This window comes from Pseudomonas sp. LBUM1652 (assembly GCF_059716105.1).
This window is the reverse complement of the sequence record NZ_CP166804.1, coordinates 5,354,652-5,371,105: the sequence shown is the minus strand read 5'-3', so window position 1 is coordinate 5,371,105 and position 16,454 is coordinate 5,354,652. Positions and strand designations below refer to the sequence as shown.

The following is a 16,454-nucleotide window of genomic DNA, read 5'->3' as shown; positions in this document are numbered from 1 at the left end:
TTACTCGCCCGATGCGCTCGGAGCACCGGCGGTGCGCTTGCGCTTGGAACCGCTGCTGCGGCGACGCTTGCGCGGAGCACCGCTGGCGTCATCACCTTTGCCGCTCAGATCACGGATCATGTCGCGACGCTCGCTGTCATTGGCGTCCTGATAATCGGTCCACCATTCGCCCAGGCCATCGGTCTGCTCGCCAGCGCTTTCACGCAACAGCAGGAAGTCATAACCGGCGCGGAAACGTGGATTGTCCAGCAGCAGATCGGCACGTTTGCCGCTGCGCCGTGGCAGGCGTTCCTGCATGTCCCAGATTTCGCGGATCGGCATGGTGAAGCGCTTCGGAATCGCAATGCGCTGGCACTGTTCGGCAATCAGTTCGTGCGCCGCTTCCTGCATGGCCGGAATCGGCGGCATGCCACGCTCTTGCAGACGCAACACACGGGCCGGCAGGGCAGGCCAGAGCATGGCGGCAAACAGGAACGCCGGGGTTACCGGTTTGTTCTGCTTGATCCGCAGATCGGTGTTGGTCAGCGCTTCACTGATCAGCGTGTGGGTGTATTCCGGGTTGTGTTCCAGTGCGTCGGCACTGGCCGGGAACAGCGGGGCGAACAGTTGCAGATCGACCAGCATTTCGAAGGTAATCGCGCCGTGGCCGGAGAGGAACAGCTTGAGTACTTCTTCGAACAGGCGTGCCGACGGAATCTCGCGCAGCATCGGCGCCAGTTCACGGATCGGCTGGACGGTGTGCTTCTCGATACCGAAATTGAGCTTGGCGGCGAAACGCACGGCTCGCAGCATGCGCACCGGGTCTTCCTGATAGCGCTGCTTCGGGTCGCCGATCAGACGAATCAGATGATTGCGGATGTCGTGTACGCCATTGGCGTAATCGAGAATGCGCTCGCTGACCGGATCGTAATACAGGGCGTTGATGGTGAAGTCGCGGCGCTGCGCGTCTTCTTCCAGGGTGCCGTAGACGTTGTCGCGCAGAATCCGCCCGCTTTCGTTACGCGAAGACTGATTGCTGTCTTCGTCGTCTTCGTTCTGCGGGTGATTGGCGCGGAATGTCGCGACTTCGATGATTTCGCGACCGAAGTGGATATGCACCAGCTTGAAGCGACGTCCGATGATTCGCGCATTGCGGAATTCGGCACGGACTTGCTCAGGGGTGGCGCTGGTGGCGACGTCGAAATCCTTGGGCGTGATGCCCAACAGCATGTCACGCACGCAACCGCCGACCAGATAGGCCTGGTAACCGGCGCCCTGCAAGCGTTCGACGATATTGACCGCGTAGCGGCTGAACTGCGTTTTCTGCAGCGAATGTTGGCCGCTGTTGAGCACTTCAGGGGTGCTGCGGATGTGTTGCGTACGACGCACGGGAGCTCGGAATGACTGGAACAACTTCTTCAGCATGGGATGCACTGTTTGAAGGAATGTTCGGCCATACCAAAGAATGACCGCATGATGGGCGCAGATTCTAGCATTTAGTCGGGGGATGGTGTAGGACGCAGCCGTTTTACGCTGCAAGCCGCGGGCTACAGGCGTCGAGCCTTGAAAATGTGGGGAGTTTTGCCGGGAGGGAGAAACTACAAGGGGAGCCGAAGCTCCCCAAGAAGTAGTTGCGTGCTCTTTTTATTATTGATTCGGGCTTCTTGTTTTTGTTGAGTGCCCTCGCCATGAAGCTTTTCCTTCATGACCCTCCCAATCGGGAGCCAAGAGCAAACGGATTGCTTTGGTCGCTGAATTGCAGTGATCTCTCGATCCAACCAGTACAGGCTCTGTCTTAGGACAGTTTTTGTTGTTCTCGGCCTGGTCGTGGGGCAAGCCCCAAATACAACGCCTCTCCAAAAGAATCAGTTAGCTGCGCCTCTCGCCGTCTTGTTTTTATTGTGCGTGAGTCGATTCGTCTTATTTTTATTGTCTTGTGCATTGCTTGTTATTGTTCTTGTACCAAACATATAGCAGGTGCCGTGCCAACTTTTGCGAAGGCCAATAAAACAAGGGGTTAGGTCGATATAACCGTTTTAGAGGGGCGAAAAAAAGCCGGGGTTTCGTTACCGATAACCCCGGCTTCTGTTACGTGAAAAGGCTGAGGTAACAGTTTTTTCACATCTTCATGCGTTACCCGCACACTCGACAGGTAACGTTCAGCTCTCGCTGGCGACCCCGGTCTTGCGCCGCGGGATGCCCAAGCGCTGACGGCGTTCCCACAGGCATTTACGGCTGACGCCCAGTTTGCGCGCCAGTTCGGTCTCGGTCATGTGGTCCTGATGCTCAAGCACGAAGTGCTGGAAGTAGTCTTCCAGCGACAGATCTTCGGTCGGTTCATGGCTGCTGTTGCTGGTGTTACCCGCCGTCTGTGGCGGCAGACCGATGAATTCGTCGTCTTCCAGATCGCTCAGCTCGATATCGATGCCCAGCAGGTCGGCGGAGATTTCCGGGCTCTCGCTGAGGATCACCGCGCGCTCGACGGCGTTTTCCAGCTCTCGCACGTTACCCGGCCAGGAATAGTGACGGATTGCCTGTTCGGCATCTGCGGCAAATTTCAGGTCGGTACGGTTGATGCGCGCACTTTGGCGGGCGAGGAAAGCATTGGCGATTTCGTTGACGTCGGCGCCACGCTCGCGCAGGGCCGGCAGTTTCAACGCGATCACGTGCAGACGGTAATAAAGGTCTTCACGGAACTGGCCGATTTTCGCCAGGCTCTTCAGGTCGCGGTGGGTCGCGGCGATCAAACGCACATCGACCTTCTGCGACTGCACCGAACCAACGCGGCGAATCTCGCCTTCCTGCAATACACGCAGCAGGCGAGCCTGGGCTTCCAGCGGCAATTCGCCGATCTCATCGAGGAATAGCGTGCCACCGTCCGCCGCTTCCACCAGACCGGCACGCCCGGCGCTGGCGCCAGTGAACGCGCCTTTCTCGTGGCCGAACAGTTCGGACTCGATCAGGCTTTCCGGGATGGCCGCGCAGTTCACCGAGATCATCGGCGCCTTGGCGCGTTTCGACAGGTTGTGCAGGGCGCGGGCAACAAGCTCTTTACCCGTGCCGGATTCGCCCTGAATCAGAACATTGGAATCGGTCGGCGCCACTTTGCGGATCTTGCTGTACAGGTCCTGCATCGGTGGACAGGAGCCGATGATGCCGATTTCGCCGTTGCTGTTGTCGACGGCGGCTTTGCCGCTGCCATTGGCGGTTTTACCGGTAACAACTTCGCCGGCAGCAGGCGCCGACTGACGGTCTCGCAGAATCCGCGCGACAGCCTGAAGCATTTCATCGTGGTCGAAAGGCTTGGCGATGTAGTCCACCGCGCCCATCTTCATCGAGTCGACCGCCGAGCGCAGGCTTGCGTAACTGGTCATGATCAGCACCGGCGTGCCCTGGCCAAGCTTGATCAGCTCGGTACCCGGCGCACCCGGCAGGCGCAGATCGCTGACGATCAGATCGAACGTAGGAATGGTGAAGCGTTCTTGTGCTTCCTGCACTGAACCGGCTTCGCTGACCTGGTACTGGTTACGTTCCAGCAGGCGGCGCAAGGCGGAGCGGATAATTGTTTCGTCTTCGACGATCAAAATGTGCGGCATTGATTCGATACTCTCGACGGTCTCAGTTCACAGCGGACGTCGCTTCGACATGACGCGGTAAGGTCACCCGGATACGGGTGCCGCGTTGGCTTTGTACATCAGCCGGGCTGTCGATGGTGATTTGTCCATAATGCTCTTCAACGATGGAATAGACCAGTGCAAGGCCCAGACCGGTGCCTTCGCCAGGATCCTTGGTGGTGAAGAAGGGTTCGAACAATCGGTCCATGATGTTCTTCGGAATACCACTGCCTTCGTCCTCGACGATCAGATCGACCGTGTGTTCGCCGGCTTCGCTCTTGACCCGCACCGCACTGCCCGCAGGCGACGCGTCACGGGCGTTGGAGAGCAGATTGATGAGGACCTGAGCGAGTCGCTGTGGATCACCTTCGACCCAGTGATCCGGATCGCACAGGTTGTAGAACTGCACTTCGAAATTGCGTCGGTTCAGGGCCAGCAGGCCGATGGCGTCCTGGGCCACTTCCGCCAGACAAACGGGCTCGTCGCTGTGCTGATGGCTGCCGGCATGGGCAAAACTCATCAGCGACTGAACGATGCGAGACACGCGTTTGGTCTGTTCGAGGATCTGCCCGCTGATTTCCGTCAGCTCGCCATCGTCTTCGCGTTCTTCGCGCAGGTTCTGCGCCAGACAGGCGATGCCGGTGATCGGGTTACCGATTTCGTGGGCCACACCGGCCGCGAGACGACCGATGCTCGCCAGGCGCTCGGAGTGCACCAGTTTGTCTTCGAGCATCTGGGTTTCAGTCAGATCTTCCACCAGCAACACCAAACCACTGTTACCCGGCGCCAACGGCTCGTCGATTGCGGCTTTGTGCAGGTTCAGCCAGCGGGTCTGGCCATCGAGCGCCAAGTGCTGTTTGTGCAAATGCTCGTCAGGCAAGTTGATGAAGCCTTGCAGCAATTCTTTCCACGGATTGCCGATGGTGCTCAGGCGGGAACCGACCACCCGTTGCGCGGCGATCCCGGTCAGCTCCTCCATGGCCTTGTTCCACATCAGGATCTCTTGATCCTTAGCCAGCGAGCAGACGCCCATCGGCAATTCCTGCAGGGTCTGGCGGTGGTAGCGGCGCAGGGCGTCGAGCTCGGCGGCCAGACCTGTGAGGCGCGAGTGGTAATCCTCGAGGCGGCTTTCGATGAAGTGAATGTCTTCGGTGACATAGTTTTCGCCGCCGGCCTTGTACGGCAGGAAGGTTTCGACCATGTCCTGCGCCACACTCGGGCCCATCAGGCCGGAAAGGTTGGCTTCGATACGGTCGCGCAGACGGCGCAAGGCGTAAGGGCGGCGTTCATCGAATGGCAGATAAAGGTCACGCAGCGCCTGTTCGACTTCTTTCTGAGCAGCCTTGGCACCCAGTGGTTTGGCCAGTTGCGTGGCGAATTCCTGTGGCGAGGCAGCGTGCAGTTCCCGGCGTTGCGGGCGGCGCACGTTATCCACCGCGCAGGCTTCGGCGGCGCTGGCTTCTTCGGGACTGGCGTTGGTGAACAGCGAGATCAGGGTGAACATCAATACGTTGGCGGCCAGTGACGCGATGGCAGCCATGTGCCAGCTGGTGTCGTCCAACACGTAGATCATGTTCAGCAGCGGAATGTAGAAACCCTGCAGATTGCCGACCAGCGGCAACAGCATGGTGATCACCCAGACCAGAATCCCCGCCAGCAAACCGGCAATGAAGCCGCGACGGTTGGCGGTCGGCCAGTACAGCACCGACAGCACGCCCGGTAGGAATTGCAGGGTCGCTACGAAGGCCACGATGCCCAGGTTGGCCAGATCCTGGCCGGCGCCGAGCAGCAGATAGAAGCAGAAGCCGGCCATGATGATCGCGACGATCAACGCCCGGCGCGTCCACTTCAGCCAGCGGTAGATATTGCCTTCGGCCGGTGGCTGATAAAGCGGTAGCACCAGGTGGTTAAGGGCCATGCCCGACAACGCCAGGGTGGTGACGATGATCAACCCGCTGGCCGCCGACAGGCCACCAACGTAGGCGAGCAATGCCAAAGGCTTGCTGTTGGCGGCAATGCCGATGCCGAGGGTGAAGTATTCCGGATCGGTCGTGGCGCCAAGCTTGAGGCCGGCCCACAGGATCAGCGGCACCGCCAGACTCATCAACAACAGGAACAGCGGCAGGCCCCAACTGGCACTCACCAGTGAGCGCGGGTTGAGGTTCTCGGTAAAGGTCATGTGATACATGTGCGGCATCACGATCGCCGAGGCGAAGAACACCAGCAGCAACGTGCGCCACGGGCCTTCCTGCAACGGCGTGTGCAAGGCGGCGAGAGCGGTCTGGTTTTGCAGCAGCCACAGTTCAAGTTGTTGCGGGCCGTCGAACACGCCATAGAGGGCGTACAGGCCAACGCCGCCGAGGGCGATCAGTTTGATCACCGACTCGAAGGCAATCGCGAACACCAGCCCTTCGTGTTTCTCGCGGGTGGCAATGTGGCGCGAGCCAAAGAAGATCGTGAACAGAATGATCAGCGCACAGAATGCCAGCGCCACGCGGCTTTGAATCGGTTCACCGGTGAGAATGCCGATGGAGTCGGCCACTGCCTGAATCTGTAATGCCAGCAGCGGCAAGACGCCGATCAGCATGAAAATCGTGGTCAGTGCCCCGGCCCAGGTGCTGCGAAAACGAAACGCAAACAGATCCGCCAGCGACGACAGTTGATAGGTGCGGGTGATTTTCAGAATCGGATAGAGCAGCACCGGCGCCAGCAGAAACGCGCCGGACACCCCGAGATAGCTGGAGAGAAAGCCGTAGCCGTACTGATAGGCCAGGCCGACCGTGCCGTAGAACGCCCAGGCACTGGCATAGACCCCCAGCGACAGGGTGTAGGTCAACGGATGGCGAATGATCGCCCGCGGGATCATGCCCCGTTCGCTGATCCAGGCTACGCCGAACAGCACCGCCAGGTAGGCGGCGCTGACCAGGATCATCTGGGTCAGGCTAAAGCTCATCGGCATCTTTTTGGCTCTGCAGGATGAAGGTCACGACAATCAGGATCAGCCAGAGCAGATAGGGGCGATACCAGGCGCCCGTAGCGTCGATCCACCAATCCATGATGGCGGGAGAAAACAGATAGATCCCCACGACCAAAAGCAGGACCAAGCGATAGATGTACATCCCGGCCTCTCTTTTTTATGCGCGTGCCCGAAAACGTGCGGCGATGGTAACGGATGGCGGCGCGACTGCAAGTGTCGTCATAGCAGTTGCGCTTCGGGCAGGGTCAGTGTGCGCGGGATCTTGCTGGCATCCCAATGGGCGCTGCCCCAGTTGAGCAGTTCCTGCGGCGACGCATGTGCCAGTTCGGCGCCGGGGTTTTGCCCCAATGCGCGCAAGGCCCGCAGCAGCAACGGCGTGGCTTGGTCGGCTTTCAGCGGCGGCGAGCGGTAGGACTTGCCGAGCTTGTTGCCGTCCGGCTGGGTGATCAACGGCAGGTGCAGATAACGCGGCTGACGCAGGCCCAACAGTTGTTGCAGATAGAGCTGGCGTGGCGTGGAGTCGAGCAGGTCGGCGCCGCGTACGATGTCGGAAATGCCTTGCCAGGCATCGTCGAGCACCACGGCCAATTGATAGGCATAGAGGCCGTCGCGACGGCGAATCACGAAATCGCCGACATCACGGCCCAGATGCTGTCGGTATTCGCCCTGCACCCGGTCGATGAAGTGGTATTCGAGTTCCGGCACGCGCAGGCGGATCGCCGCGTCCTGCTGGTCGTGTCCGGCATTGCGGCACAGCCCCGGATAAATCCCGTCATAGGGCTCCAGCTGTTTGCGCGAGCAGGTGCAGGCGTAGGCCAGGCCATGATTGAACAGGCTGTTGAGCACTTCGGCATACGCGTCGTGCCGATCACTTTGGCGCACCATCTCGCCGTCCCATTCGAAACCGTAGCTTTCCAGGGCCTTGAGGATCGCCGCTTGCGCACCGGGTTCTTCACGGGGCGGATCGAGATCTTCCATGCGCACCAGCCAACGTCCGCCAACCGAACGTGCATCAAGATAAGAGGCGAGGGCGGCAACCAGCGAACCGAAGTGCAGGTGGCCACTTGGGGTTGGGGCGAAACGGCCGATGTAGGCGGGTGATGTCTTGGCAGTCATTGGGCGAAACTACTTTTCAGGGCGTGCGCAGGTCAACTTGTAGGAGTGAGCCTGCTCGAGATAGCAGTGTGACAATCAACATCATTATTGACTGATCTACCGTGATCGCGAGCAGGCTCACTCCTACACAGGCAAAAGGCAGAAACAAAAACGGAGCGTTCGCACGCTCCGTTTTTCGTTCAGGTCGAGATTACTTGCCGACCTGCTTTTCCTTGATTTCAGCGAGGTTCTTGCAGTCGACGCACATGTCGGCTGTCGGGCGGGCTTCGAGGCGCTTGACGCCGATCTCGATGCCGCAGGATTCGCACCAGCCGTAATCTTCGTTCTGGATCAGATCAAGCGTCTTGTCGATCTTCTTGATCAGCTTGCGCTCGCGATCACGGGCGCGAAGCTCCAGAGCGAATTCTTCTTCCTGGCTGGCACGGTCGGCCGGGTCAGGGAAGTTGGCCGCTTCGTCTTTCATGTGGTCGACAGTACGGTCGACTTCCTGCATCAAGTCCTGCTTCCACTTGTTCAGGATCTTGGTGAAGTGGGCGCGCATCGGAGCGCCCATGTACTCTTCGTCTTTGGCCTGAACATAAGGTTCGAAACCGCTGACGGTCGGATTAGCCTGTTGCTTTGCTTGGGTGGGCATGAAATGGACCGCCTCTACTCTTGTAATCCATTGCGCAGGATTGCTCCATCACCGACACCTGCCGGCCCTGCGGCTGCAAGCGGGCGAACTTACCAGATCAATTCGGCCTGCGCTACTCCCGGATGTCGAGGCCCCGGCGGGTGGCGCTTGCAAATGTTTGGCAAGCCGTGTCTGGCGGTGTGGGAGACCTGTTCAATCACTGATTTTAGTCAATCCTGGAGGGTACGCGTGTGTCATTACATTCCAGAGTTCTTGAGGCTGTGACCGCTACGGGTTCTCGCTCGTTCCGGCAGATGGGTAGAATCGTTTCTTTTCTCCCGTCGAAGGAAGGCCAATGGCTCAGCCCTACAGTGCGCGCAGTCGTGCGATCGAACCGTTCCATGTGATGGCGCTGCTGGCGCGGGCCAACGAGCTGCAGGCTGAAGGCCACGATGTGATCCACCTGGAAATCGGCGAGCCAGACTTCACCACGGCCGAGCCGATCATTCGTGCCGGGCAAGCGGCGCTGACGGCGGGCAAGACCCGTTACACCGCGGCGCGCGGTATTCCTGAACTGCGCGAGGCGATTTCCGGGTTTTATCAATCGCGCTATGGCCTGAATATCGACCCACGGCGGATTCTGATCACTCCGGGCGGCTCCGGCGCCTTGTTGCTCGCCAGCGCGTTGTTGGTCGATCCCGGCAAACACTGGCTGTTGGCAGACCCGGGCTATCCGTGCAATCGGCACTTCTTGCGCCTGGTCGAAGGCGCGGCGCAGCTGGTTCCTGTAGGGCCTGACGTGCGTTATCAACTGACCCCAGATCTGGTCGAGCGCCATTGGGATCACGACAGCGTCGGTGCATTGGTGGCCTCGCCGGCCAACCCGACCGGGACGATCCTGACCCGAGATGAGCTGGCCGGGTTATCCACAGCCATCAAGGCGCGACACGGACATCTGGTGGTGGACGAGATCTATCACGGCCTGACTTATGGCACCGACGCGGCGAGTGTGCTGGAAGTCGATGACAGCGCTTTTGTCCTCAACAGTTTCTCCAAATACTTCGGCATGACGGGGTGGCGTCTCGGCTGGCTGGTAGCCCCGGATGCGGCGGTCAGTGAGCTGGAGAAGCTCGCGCAGAACCTCTACATCAGCGCGCCGAGCATGGCCCAGTACGCCGCGCTGGCCTGTTTCGAGCCGGACACCATTGCGATTCTCGAAGAGCGCCGCGCAGAGTTCGGACGTCGTCGTGACTTTCTCCTTCCGGCATTGCGCGAGTTGGGGTTCAACATCGCCGTTGAGCCCGAAGGTGCTTTCTATTTGTATGCAGATATCAGCCGGTTCGGCGGTGATGCCTTCGCATTCTGTCGTCATTTCCTCGAAACCGAGCACGTTGCGTTTACCCCGGGGCTTGATTTTGGTCGCTATCAGGCCAGTCACCATGTGCGTTTTGCCTACACGCAAAACCTCCCGCGCCTACAGGAAGCAGTCGAGCGAATCGCCCGTGGCTTGAAGAGTTGGCAAGGCTGATGCGCTTTTATCCTCCTCTGGAAGAGGCGCGGCTGATTCGACGTTACAAGCGTTTTCTCGCCGATATCGAAACCGTTGGCGGCGAGATGCTGACCATTCACTGCCCGAACACTGGTTCGATGCTCAACTGTCAGGTCGAGGGTGGGCAGGTCTGGTTCAGTCGCTCCAACGACCCGAAGCGCAAGTTGCCTGGCACCTGGGAAGTCGGCGAAACCCCACAGGGTCGGTTGTTTTGCGTGAACACCGGGCGCGCCAACGGGCTGGTGGAAGAAGCCTTGCAGGCCGGTGTCATCACCGAGTTGAACGGGTTTACCGCGTTGAAGCGCGAAGTGGCTTACGGACAGGAAAAAAGCCGCATCGATTTCCGCCTCGAATACCCCAGCGGCCCCGCTTATGTAGAAGTGAAAAGCGTCACCCTGGGCTTCGATGGCACGAATGTGGCGGCTTTTCCCGATGCCGTGACCCAGCGCGGTGCCAAGCATCTGCGTGAGCTGGCGCATCTGGCGCGGGACGGGATTCGCGCGGTGCAGTTGTATTGCGTCAATCTCACCGGGATTGAAGCGGTGCGTCCTGCGGTGGAAATCGATTCGGCCTACGCCGATGCCCTGCGCGAAGCGGTGGCCTGTGGCGTTGAAGTCCTGGCTTACGGCGTTCGGCTCAACCATGAAGAGATGGTGATCGACCGGCGACTCGACGTATTGCTCAACGGTTAAACATCGATCCACACGCCCTGTGCATCTTCGCGGCAATCTATAGTCGTCAGCGCCTGCCCGGCGCAGGGGCCGGACACGCACTCGCCGTCCTCGATCAGAAACAGTGCGCCGTGGGTGGCGCACTGGATCAGGCTGTTGCTCGGGTCGAGAAACTGGTCCGGGTGCCATTCCAGACCCACACCGCGATGCGGGCAGCGATTCAGGTAGACATACGCCTGACCGTTGCGGCGCACGGCAAACAGCTTTTTACCGTCAATATCAAAACCGCGACTGCCGGCCTCGGCCAGATCGGCGCCCGCGCACAGAAACTTCATGGCTATCCTCTAATGTCGGCTCGTGTCCGGATATGTCCGAGCTTGACGTTTAAATGCAAACAATTATCAAATGGAGGCCTTCACCCGCAGGCGCCCGCCAGATGCCGAGGATACTTGGCCTGTCATCCTGACGCCCGGGAAACCTTGTTCAAGGAAGCTGTGTATGCGCCTGAGTACCCGCGTCGCTGTGCTCTGTGTCGGACTTTTCGCCAGCCACATGACGGCAGCGGCCGATCTGCCGCAACGCTGGGTCAGTGCTGGCGGTGCGCTGTCGGAGTGGGTCAGTGCGTTGGGCGGCGAGTCAAAACTGGTCGGCGTCGATACCACCAGTCAGCATCCCGACTCGTTGAAGGCGCTGCCGAGCATCGGTTATCAGCGCAGCCTTTCCGCCGAGGGCATTCTCAGCCTGCGTCCGGACATCCTCATCGGCACAGAAGAAGTCGGTCCGCCCCCCGTGCTTGCCCAAGTGAAGGCGGCCAAGGTTCAGGTGGAGTTGTTCTCGGCTCAGCCGGATCTGCCAACGCTGGAAAAAAACGTCATTCATCTTGGGCAGTTGCTCGGCGCTGAAGAGCGGGCCACTCAGTTGCTGCAAAGTTATCAACAGCAACTCGACGCGCAGAAAGCGCGGGTGACTGAAGCGCAGTCCAAGCAGAAATCGCCGGGCGTGCTGCTGTTGCTGGGACATGCCGGGGGCAAACCGCTGATCGCCGGCAAGGACACCGCCGCCGATTGGCTGCTGCAACAGGCGGGCGGGCATAACCTGGCGACTCACACCGGCTACAAACCGTTTTCCGTGGAATCTCTTGCGAGTCTTGATCCTGAAGTGCTGGTGTTTGCCGATCGTGCGTTGACCGGTGATGCGGCCAAGGCTGCACTGTTCAAGGAAAACCCGATTCTCAATTCAAGCCGTGCGGCCAAGGACGGACGTGTGCTTGAGCTCGATCCGACCTTGCTGGTCGGCGGGCTCGGGCCGCGACTGCCGGCGGCGTTGAAAACCCTGTCTGACGGTTTCTACCCAACCAAGAGTGGCCAATGACCACACTGCTCAAACCTCGTGGCCTGTTCATCGGCCTGACACTCCTGTGTCTGCTGGCAATCTGGTTGTCGCTGGCGCTGGGGCCGGTCAGCCTGCCGTTGTTCGATACGTTGCGTGCGGCGTTGCGCCTGATTGGCGTACCGTTGGCTCCGGAAGGGCTGGAGCAGGCTGAGCTGATTCTCGGGCAGATTCGTCTGCCGCGAACGTTGCTCGGGCTGGCGGTCGGCGGTGTGCTGGCCTTGTCCGGTGTGGCGATGCAGGGATTGTTTCGTAATCCTTTGGCGGATCCGGGGCTGGTCGGGGTTTCCAGTGGCGCGGCGTTGGGCGCGGCAATTGCGATTGTCGGCGGCTCGTTTTTCGGCGGCTTGCCGGAGTGGTTCGGGCCTTATCTGTTATCGGTGTGCGCGTTCCTCGGTGGGCTCGGGGTGACGGCGCTGGTTTATCGCCTCGGCCGGCGCAACGGGCAAACCCATGTCGCGACCATGCTGCTGGCGGGGATCGCGCTGACCGCGCTGGCCAGTTCGGCGGTCGGACTGTTCACTTATCTGGCGGACGACGCGACTTTGCGCACGCTGACCTTCTGGAACCTCGGCAGTCTCAATGGCGCCAGTTATGCGCGGTTGTGGCCATTGCTGATCATCAGCGCCGGCGTTGCCCTGTGGTTGCCGCGCCGGGCGAAAGCGCTGAATGCCTTGCTGCTCGGCGAGTCCGAGGCCGGGCATTTGGGGGTTGATGTCGAACGGCTCAAGCGTGAACTGGTGTTTTGTACGGCGCTGGGTGTCGGCGCGGCAGTGGCTGCAGCGGGGATGATCGGCTTCGTTGGGCTGGTGGTGCCGCATCTGGTGCGCTTGCTCGCGGGTCCCGATCATCGAGTATTGCTGCCGGCCTCGGTGTTGGCCGGGGCTAGTCTGTTGTTGCTGGCTGATCTGGTGGCGCGTCTGGCACTGGCACCGGCGGAATTGCCGATCGGGATCGTCACGGCGTTTATCGGCGCGCCGTTCTTCCTTTATTTGCTGCTGCGAGGGCGTGCCTGATGTTGCGTGCGCAAAATCTGCATATCCGTCGCGGCCGCAAGACTGTTCTCAGCGAGGTCACCCTGCAACTCGAACCGGGCGAAGTGCTCGGCGTGCTGGGGCCGAACGGCGCCGGTAAAAGTACTTTGCTTGGTGCCTTATGCGGTGAACTGGCGCCAAGTGAAGGCGAGGTCTCGCTTGATGGCCAGTCGTTGGCACATTGGACGGGCACGCAACGCGCTCGACGATTGGCCGTGTTACCGCAGGTTTCGACCCTGGATTTCGCCTTTCGCGTTGAAGAAGTGGTCGGCATGGGGCGTTTGCCTTATCAAAGCGGTCGAGTGCGTGATGACGAGATTGTCGCCGCAGCATTGGCGGCGGCGGATGCCGGGCATCTGAGCGGGCGCAGCTATCTGGCATTGTCGGGCGGTGAGCGCCAGCGCGTGCATCTGGCGCGGGTGCTTGCGCAACTCTGGCCGGGGCAGGTCGGGCAGACATTGCTGCTGGATGAGCCGACGTCGATGCTTGATCCGCTGCATCAACACACGACTTTGCAGGCCGTACGCGAGTTTGCCGATCGCGGCGCGGCAGTGATGGTGATCCTGCATGATCTGAATCTGGCTGCGCGTTATTGTGATCGCGTGTTGCTGCTTGAGGGCGGACGACCGGTTGCGCTGGACACGCCGCAGCAAGTGTTGCGGCCGGACACGCTCAAAGCCGTGTTCGGTCTCGAAGTATTGGTGCAGCCGCACCCGGAGCGTGGGCATCCGCTGATCATCGCCCGCTGACTTTCTCATTGAGGTGATTGCATGCGAGGAATGTGGCTGTTGGCGGTGTTGTTGCTCGCGGGGTGTCAGCATGTTGCCGCGCCACCGCCAGTCAGTGGCGAGATTCGTGACCTGCACAGCGGTCAGGTGCTGACCGCGCAGCAACTGCTCACACGTCTTGCTGAACCGCAGCGGCTGATCATCGGCGAGCAGCATGACAACGCCGATCACCACGCCGCGCAGTTATGGCTTTTGCAGTCTCTTGGCAAACAGCGGCCGCAAGGCAGCCTGTTGTTGGAAATGCTCACGCCTGATCAGCAGCCGAAGGTTGATGCGCTAAGCCAGTCTGCGTCTCAGCCCGACAACCTTCCTGACGCATTGGCCTGGCAGGAGGGTTGGGACTGGAGTCTCTATGGGCCGATTGTTCGCTTCGCCCTCACACAGCCGTATCCGCTGCTGGCGGCAAATCTGGATAACAACGAAATCCGCAGCTTTTATCGCAATCCTTCCCTTATGCCGGGGGAGCGCAGCAATGCTCAATCGGTGAAAACTGTTTTGCTGGAGCAGATCAGCGATTCCCACTGTGGCCTGCTGCCTGAGTCGCAGATGCCGGCGATGCTGGCGGTTCAGCAACAACGCGATCGGCGCATGGCCGAGCGTTTATTGGCTGCGTCCACACCGTCGTTGCTGCTGGCGGGTGCCTGGCATGCACGCAAGGATGTCGGGGTGCCGCTGCATGTTGTGGATCTGGGCGCTACCCAGGCTCCTGCAGTGCTGATGCTGGCGGAGCAGGGCGCCGAGGTTACGGCGGCGATGGCCGATTACGTCTGGTACACCTCGGCCATGCCCAAGCGTGATTACTGCGAAGAAATGCGCAAACAGTTCGGCAAGTGACTTTTCCACAGGCAAAAAAAGACCCGGTAAAAACCGGGTCAAATAACCGTGATTAGCCTGATGAGGAGATAATCTGAGAGTCCGAACCAAGGGCTTTTCAGAATATCGACTGATCTCGCGACCAGTTGTGATAATCATAGCGATTCTCATTACCGAGTCAACCTCTGTTTTTTCATTTGCCTGATTTAATCTCGGGATTGGCCGGAATGCCCCGGAAAACGAGGACTTAAAACTGGGTTTTGACCGCAGTCAGTTGAGTGATCTGGCCGTTGAGCTGGCTGATGCGCCGCGCCATGCTTTCGATCAGGCTGTGGGCGATCTTCGGATTGCTGCGGGTCATGCTCAAAAACTGATCACCGGGAATCAGCATCACCGTGCTCGAATCACGAGCAATTACTGTGGCATTTCGTGGCTCCCCGGTGAACACCGCCATGGCTCCAAAAATCTCATCCTTGGGCACTTCGCCGACCTTATGTCCATCGACAAAGGCTTCGGCATGCCCGTCGATGATGACAAACACGTGATCGGCGGCATCGCCCTGGTGGATCAGCACTTCACCGGCCTCGACCCGTTTGAAACCGTTGGTACTGCGAAACTCCCGCGGTTTCAGTTCGGCCACGGCGTGGGCGAGGAGTGCCATTTGGCCCAGCAGGTACTCGAGAAATTGGTTCGCCCGGTTGGTGTCAGCATACAAATGCCCGAACACATCGCTGCGGCGATAGGGCAACAAGCGCAACGGTCCTTCACTGCACAGACGGCAATCGCCCCATGCATCACCCTGTTGTAGGCCGATCAAGTCACCTTCCTGCCAATAGAACAGTGCTCGTGCACCGACGTACCCGTTGATTACACCTTCCGTCAGCAGAAACAACTGATCGCCGGGCAACTGCGCCATCAAGTCATCGGTCGTCTCCAGTTCAATCACCGGGCCGCACGGCACGAGGTCTTCCAGCCACTGCGCAGGAAAATTCTGCAGACGGTTGATCACTGAGTCGGCAAATGCCGATTGTTCCCCAAGCAGGTACATGACGGTCAGCGCCCGTTCAGTTCTTGTGACGTGAGGAAATGGCTTCGAGTTGCTTGTTCAAGGCGTCCTTGCGCTCGGCGGGGATGTCGTTCCAGTGAACATCCATCAATGCGCCTTCGATCGCATACAACAACACCTTCGATGCGCGAAACCCGCGGGTACGCACGGCCCGGTAGGCGTCCACCGCGCCCAGGCGACGCAAGTCCGAGGCGCTGTGGATGCCCACGGCATGCAGCCATTGCGCCGACGTCTTGCCAAGATTCTTCAGGTGTTGCAGTTCATCATTCATCAAGCCTCCTTGCGACGGCCGAATGGTGCGTGGGGCGAGCTTCTCAGGAGTGTAGCCATCAGTAGGAAAAGCGTGGTTGTTTGGTCGGATTCAACGCAAACGCTTCTAAGAACGGTCGCAATTTTCAGCAGGATAGGCGGGGGGGAGGGATGCCATGGCGCGGGAAAAATCCGCGCAGCAAGCAGTCCAGCGCAAAGCGGGGGCGCTGGACACATCAGGCAGAAGCGTTTAGCGAGTGCGATAACGCAGGCGTGTACCGAAGTTCATCGACATCAGAATCTCGTCAGCGCTCAGCTCAGGCGGAAAGTACGCACCGGAAATCTGTGCGTGGGCCAGGCTTGCACCTTCCAGCGATGCGTTGCGGAAATCAATGCCACGCAAATCGGCGGAACGGAAATACGCGTCCCGGAAATCCACGCCATCGGCGTTCAGTTCACGCAGGTCGAGGCCACGGAAGTCGCCGCCGACCATATCGATCGGCCCGTCTTGCGGGCGTTCCTTGTTGAAACCTGTGATGTCATCTTTGTGCAGCAAAGCATACAGCGGGGTATCGAGAAGTTTCGGCTGGCTCATG

The 16,454-nt window shown here is 59.8% G+C and carries 16 protein-coding genes; 6 read left to right on the top strand and 10 right to left on the bottom strand.

From position 1 onward, the window contains the following. From ACA069_RS24215 to dksA, 6 genes are all read right to left on the bottom strand, one after another. Nucleotides 1-1,404 carry a polynucleotide adenylyltransferase PcnB gene (locus ACA069_RS24215; RefSeq protein WP_401268441.1) on the bottom strand — a complete coding sequence of 468 codons (1,404 nt, stop codon included), beginning with the start codon at nucleotides 1,402-1,404 and terminating at the stop codon, nucleotides 1-3. Nucleotides 1,405-2,138: 734 nt separating this feature from the next. Beyond that, complete coding sequence (locus tag ACA069_RS24210) at nucleotides 2,139-3,575, bottom strand: sigma-54-dependent transcriptional regulator (RefSeq protein WP_489881352.1); 1,437 nt, start codon at nucleotides 3,573-3,575, stop codon at nucleotides 2,139-2,141. 22 nt (nucleotides 3,576-3,597) lie between these two features. Further along, entirely contained in the window at nucleotides 3,598-6,552 is a 2,955-nt protein-coding gene (locus tag ACA069_RS24205) for a sensor histidine kinase (RefSeq protein ID WP_187679241.1), read from the bottom strand. After that, nucleotides 6,536-6,712 carry a hypothetical protein gene (locus ACA069_RS24200; RefSeq protein ID WP_003176118.1) on the bottom strand — a complete coding sequence of 59 codons (177 nt, stop codon included), beginning with the start codon at nucleotides 6,710-6,712 and terminating at the stop codon, nucleotides 6,536-6,538. The genes ACA069_RS24205 and ACA069_RS24200 overlap by 17 nt, the downstream gene beginning before the upstream one ends. A 77-nt stretch (nucleotides 6,713-6,789) precedes the next feature. Then, entirely contained in the window at nucleotides 6,790-7,686 is an 897-nt protein-coding gene (gluQRS, locus tag ACA069_RS24195) for a tRNA glutamyl-Q(34) synthetase GluQRS (RefSeq protein ID WP_497615367.1), read from the bottom strand. Nucleotides 7,687-7,876: 190 nt separating this feature from the next. Then, the gene (gene dksA / locus ACA069_RS24190; protein ID WP_042561095.1) at nucleotides 7,877-8,320 is read right to left on the bottom strand and encodes an RNA polymerase-binding protein DksA; all 444 of its coding nucleotides are present in this window, start codon (nucleotides 8,318-8,320) and stop codon (nucleotides 7,877-7,879) included. A 334-nt stretch (nucleotides 8,321-8,654) separates the two neighbouring features. On the opposite strand from dksA, the gene ACA069_RS24185 reads away from it, so the two are divergent. Beyond that, entirely contained in the window at nucleotides 8,655-9,827 is a 1,173-nt protein-coding gene (locus tag ACA069_RS24185) for a pyridoxal phosphate-dependent aminotransferase (RefSeq protein ID WP_489881354.1), read from the top strand. Continuing rightward, nucleotides 9,827-10,540 carry a DNA/RNA nuclease SfsA gene (sfsA, locus tag ACA069_RS24180; protein WP_497615366.1) on the top strand — a complete coding sequence of 238 codons (714 nt, stop codon included), beginning with the start codon at nucleotides 9,827-9,829 and terminating at the stop codon, nucleotides 10,538-10,540. The genes ACA069_RS24185 and sfsA overlap by 1 nt, the downstream gene beginning before the upstream one ends. Here the strand turns inward: sfsA and ACA069_RS24175 are convergent. Beyond that, nucleotides 10,537-10,854 carry a Rieske (2Fe-2S) protein gene (locus ACA069_RS24175; RefSeq protein ID WP_489881356.1) on the bottom strand — a complete coding sequence of 106 codons (318 nt, stop codon included), beginning with the start codon at nucleotides 10,852-10,854 and terminating at the stop codon, nucleotides 10,537-10,539. The genes sfsA and ACA069_RS24175 overlap by 4 nt on opposite strands. 163 nt (nucleotides 10,855-11,017) lie before the next feature. On the opposite strand from ACA069_RS24175, the gene ACA069_RS24170 reads away from it, so the two are divergent. From ACA069_RS24170 to ACA069_RS24155, 4 genes are read left to right on the top strand one after another with little or no spacing between them, the layout of a single operon-like run. After that, nucleotides 11,018-11,890 (top strand): heme/hemin ABC transporter substrate-binding protein, encoded by an 873-nt coding sequence (locus ACA069_RS24170; RefSeq protein ID WP_497615365.1) that lies wholly within the window; start codon nucleotides 11,018-11,020, stop codon nucleotides 11,888-11,890. Nucleotides 11,891-11,940: 50 nt separating this feature from the next. Further along, nucleotides 11,941-12,924 carry a FecCD family ABC transporter permease gene (locus tag ACA069_RS24165; protein ID WP_497618299.1) on the top strand — a complete coding sequence of 328 codons (984 nt, stop codon included), beginning with the start codon at nucleotides 11,941-11,943 and terminating at the stop codon, nucleotides 12,922-12,924. After that, nucleotides 12,924-13,691 (top strand): heme ABC transporter ATP-binding protein, encoded by a 768-nt coding sequence (locus ACA069_RS24160; RefSeq protein ID WP_401268429.1) that lies wholly within the window; start codon nucleotides 12,924-12,926, stop codon nucleotides 13,689-13,691. The genes ACA069_RS24165 and ACA069_RS24160 overlap by 1 nt, the downstream gene beginning before the upstream one ends. A gap of 21 nt (nucleotides 13,692-13,712) precedes the next feature. After that, the gene (locus tag ACA069_RS24155; protein ID WP_497615364.1) at nucleotides 13,713-14,564 is read left to right on the top strand and encodes a ChaN family lipoprotein; all 852 of its coding nucleotides are present in this window, start codon (nucleotides 13,713-13,715) and stop codon (nucleotides 14,562-14,564) included. 226 nt (nucleotides 14,565-14,790) lie between these two features. Here the strand turns inward: ACA069_RS24155 and ACA069_RS24150 are convergent, their stop codons facing one another. The 3 genes from ACA069_RS24150 to ACA069_RS24140 form a co-directional block, all read right to left on the bottom strand. Further along, nucleotides 14,791-15,591, bottom strand: coding sequence for a Crp/Fnr family transcriptional regulator (locus ACA069_RS24150; RefSeq protein WP_489881360.1), 801 nt, complete (start codon nucleotides 15,589-15,591; stop codon nucleotides 14,791-14,793). 16 nt (nucleotides 15,592-15,607) lie between these two features. Further along, nucleotides 15,608-15,880 (bottom strand): TfoX/Sxy family protein, encoded by a 273-nt coding sequence (locus ACA069_RS24145; RefSeq protein ID WP_003228231.1) that lies wholly within the window; start codon nucleotides 15,878-15,880, stop codon nucleotides 15,608-15,610. Nucleotides 15,881-16,108: 228 nt separating this feature from the next. Further along, entirely contained in the window at nucleotides 16,109-16,453 is a 345-nt protein-coding gene (locus ACA069_RS24140) for a pentapeptide repeat-containing protein (RefSeq protein ID WP_007909940.1), read from the bottom strand. Between the last annotated feature and the right edge of the window lies 1 nt (nucleotide 16,454).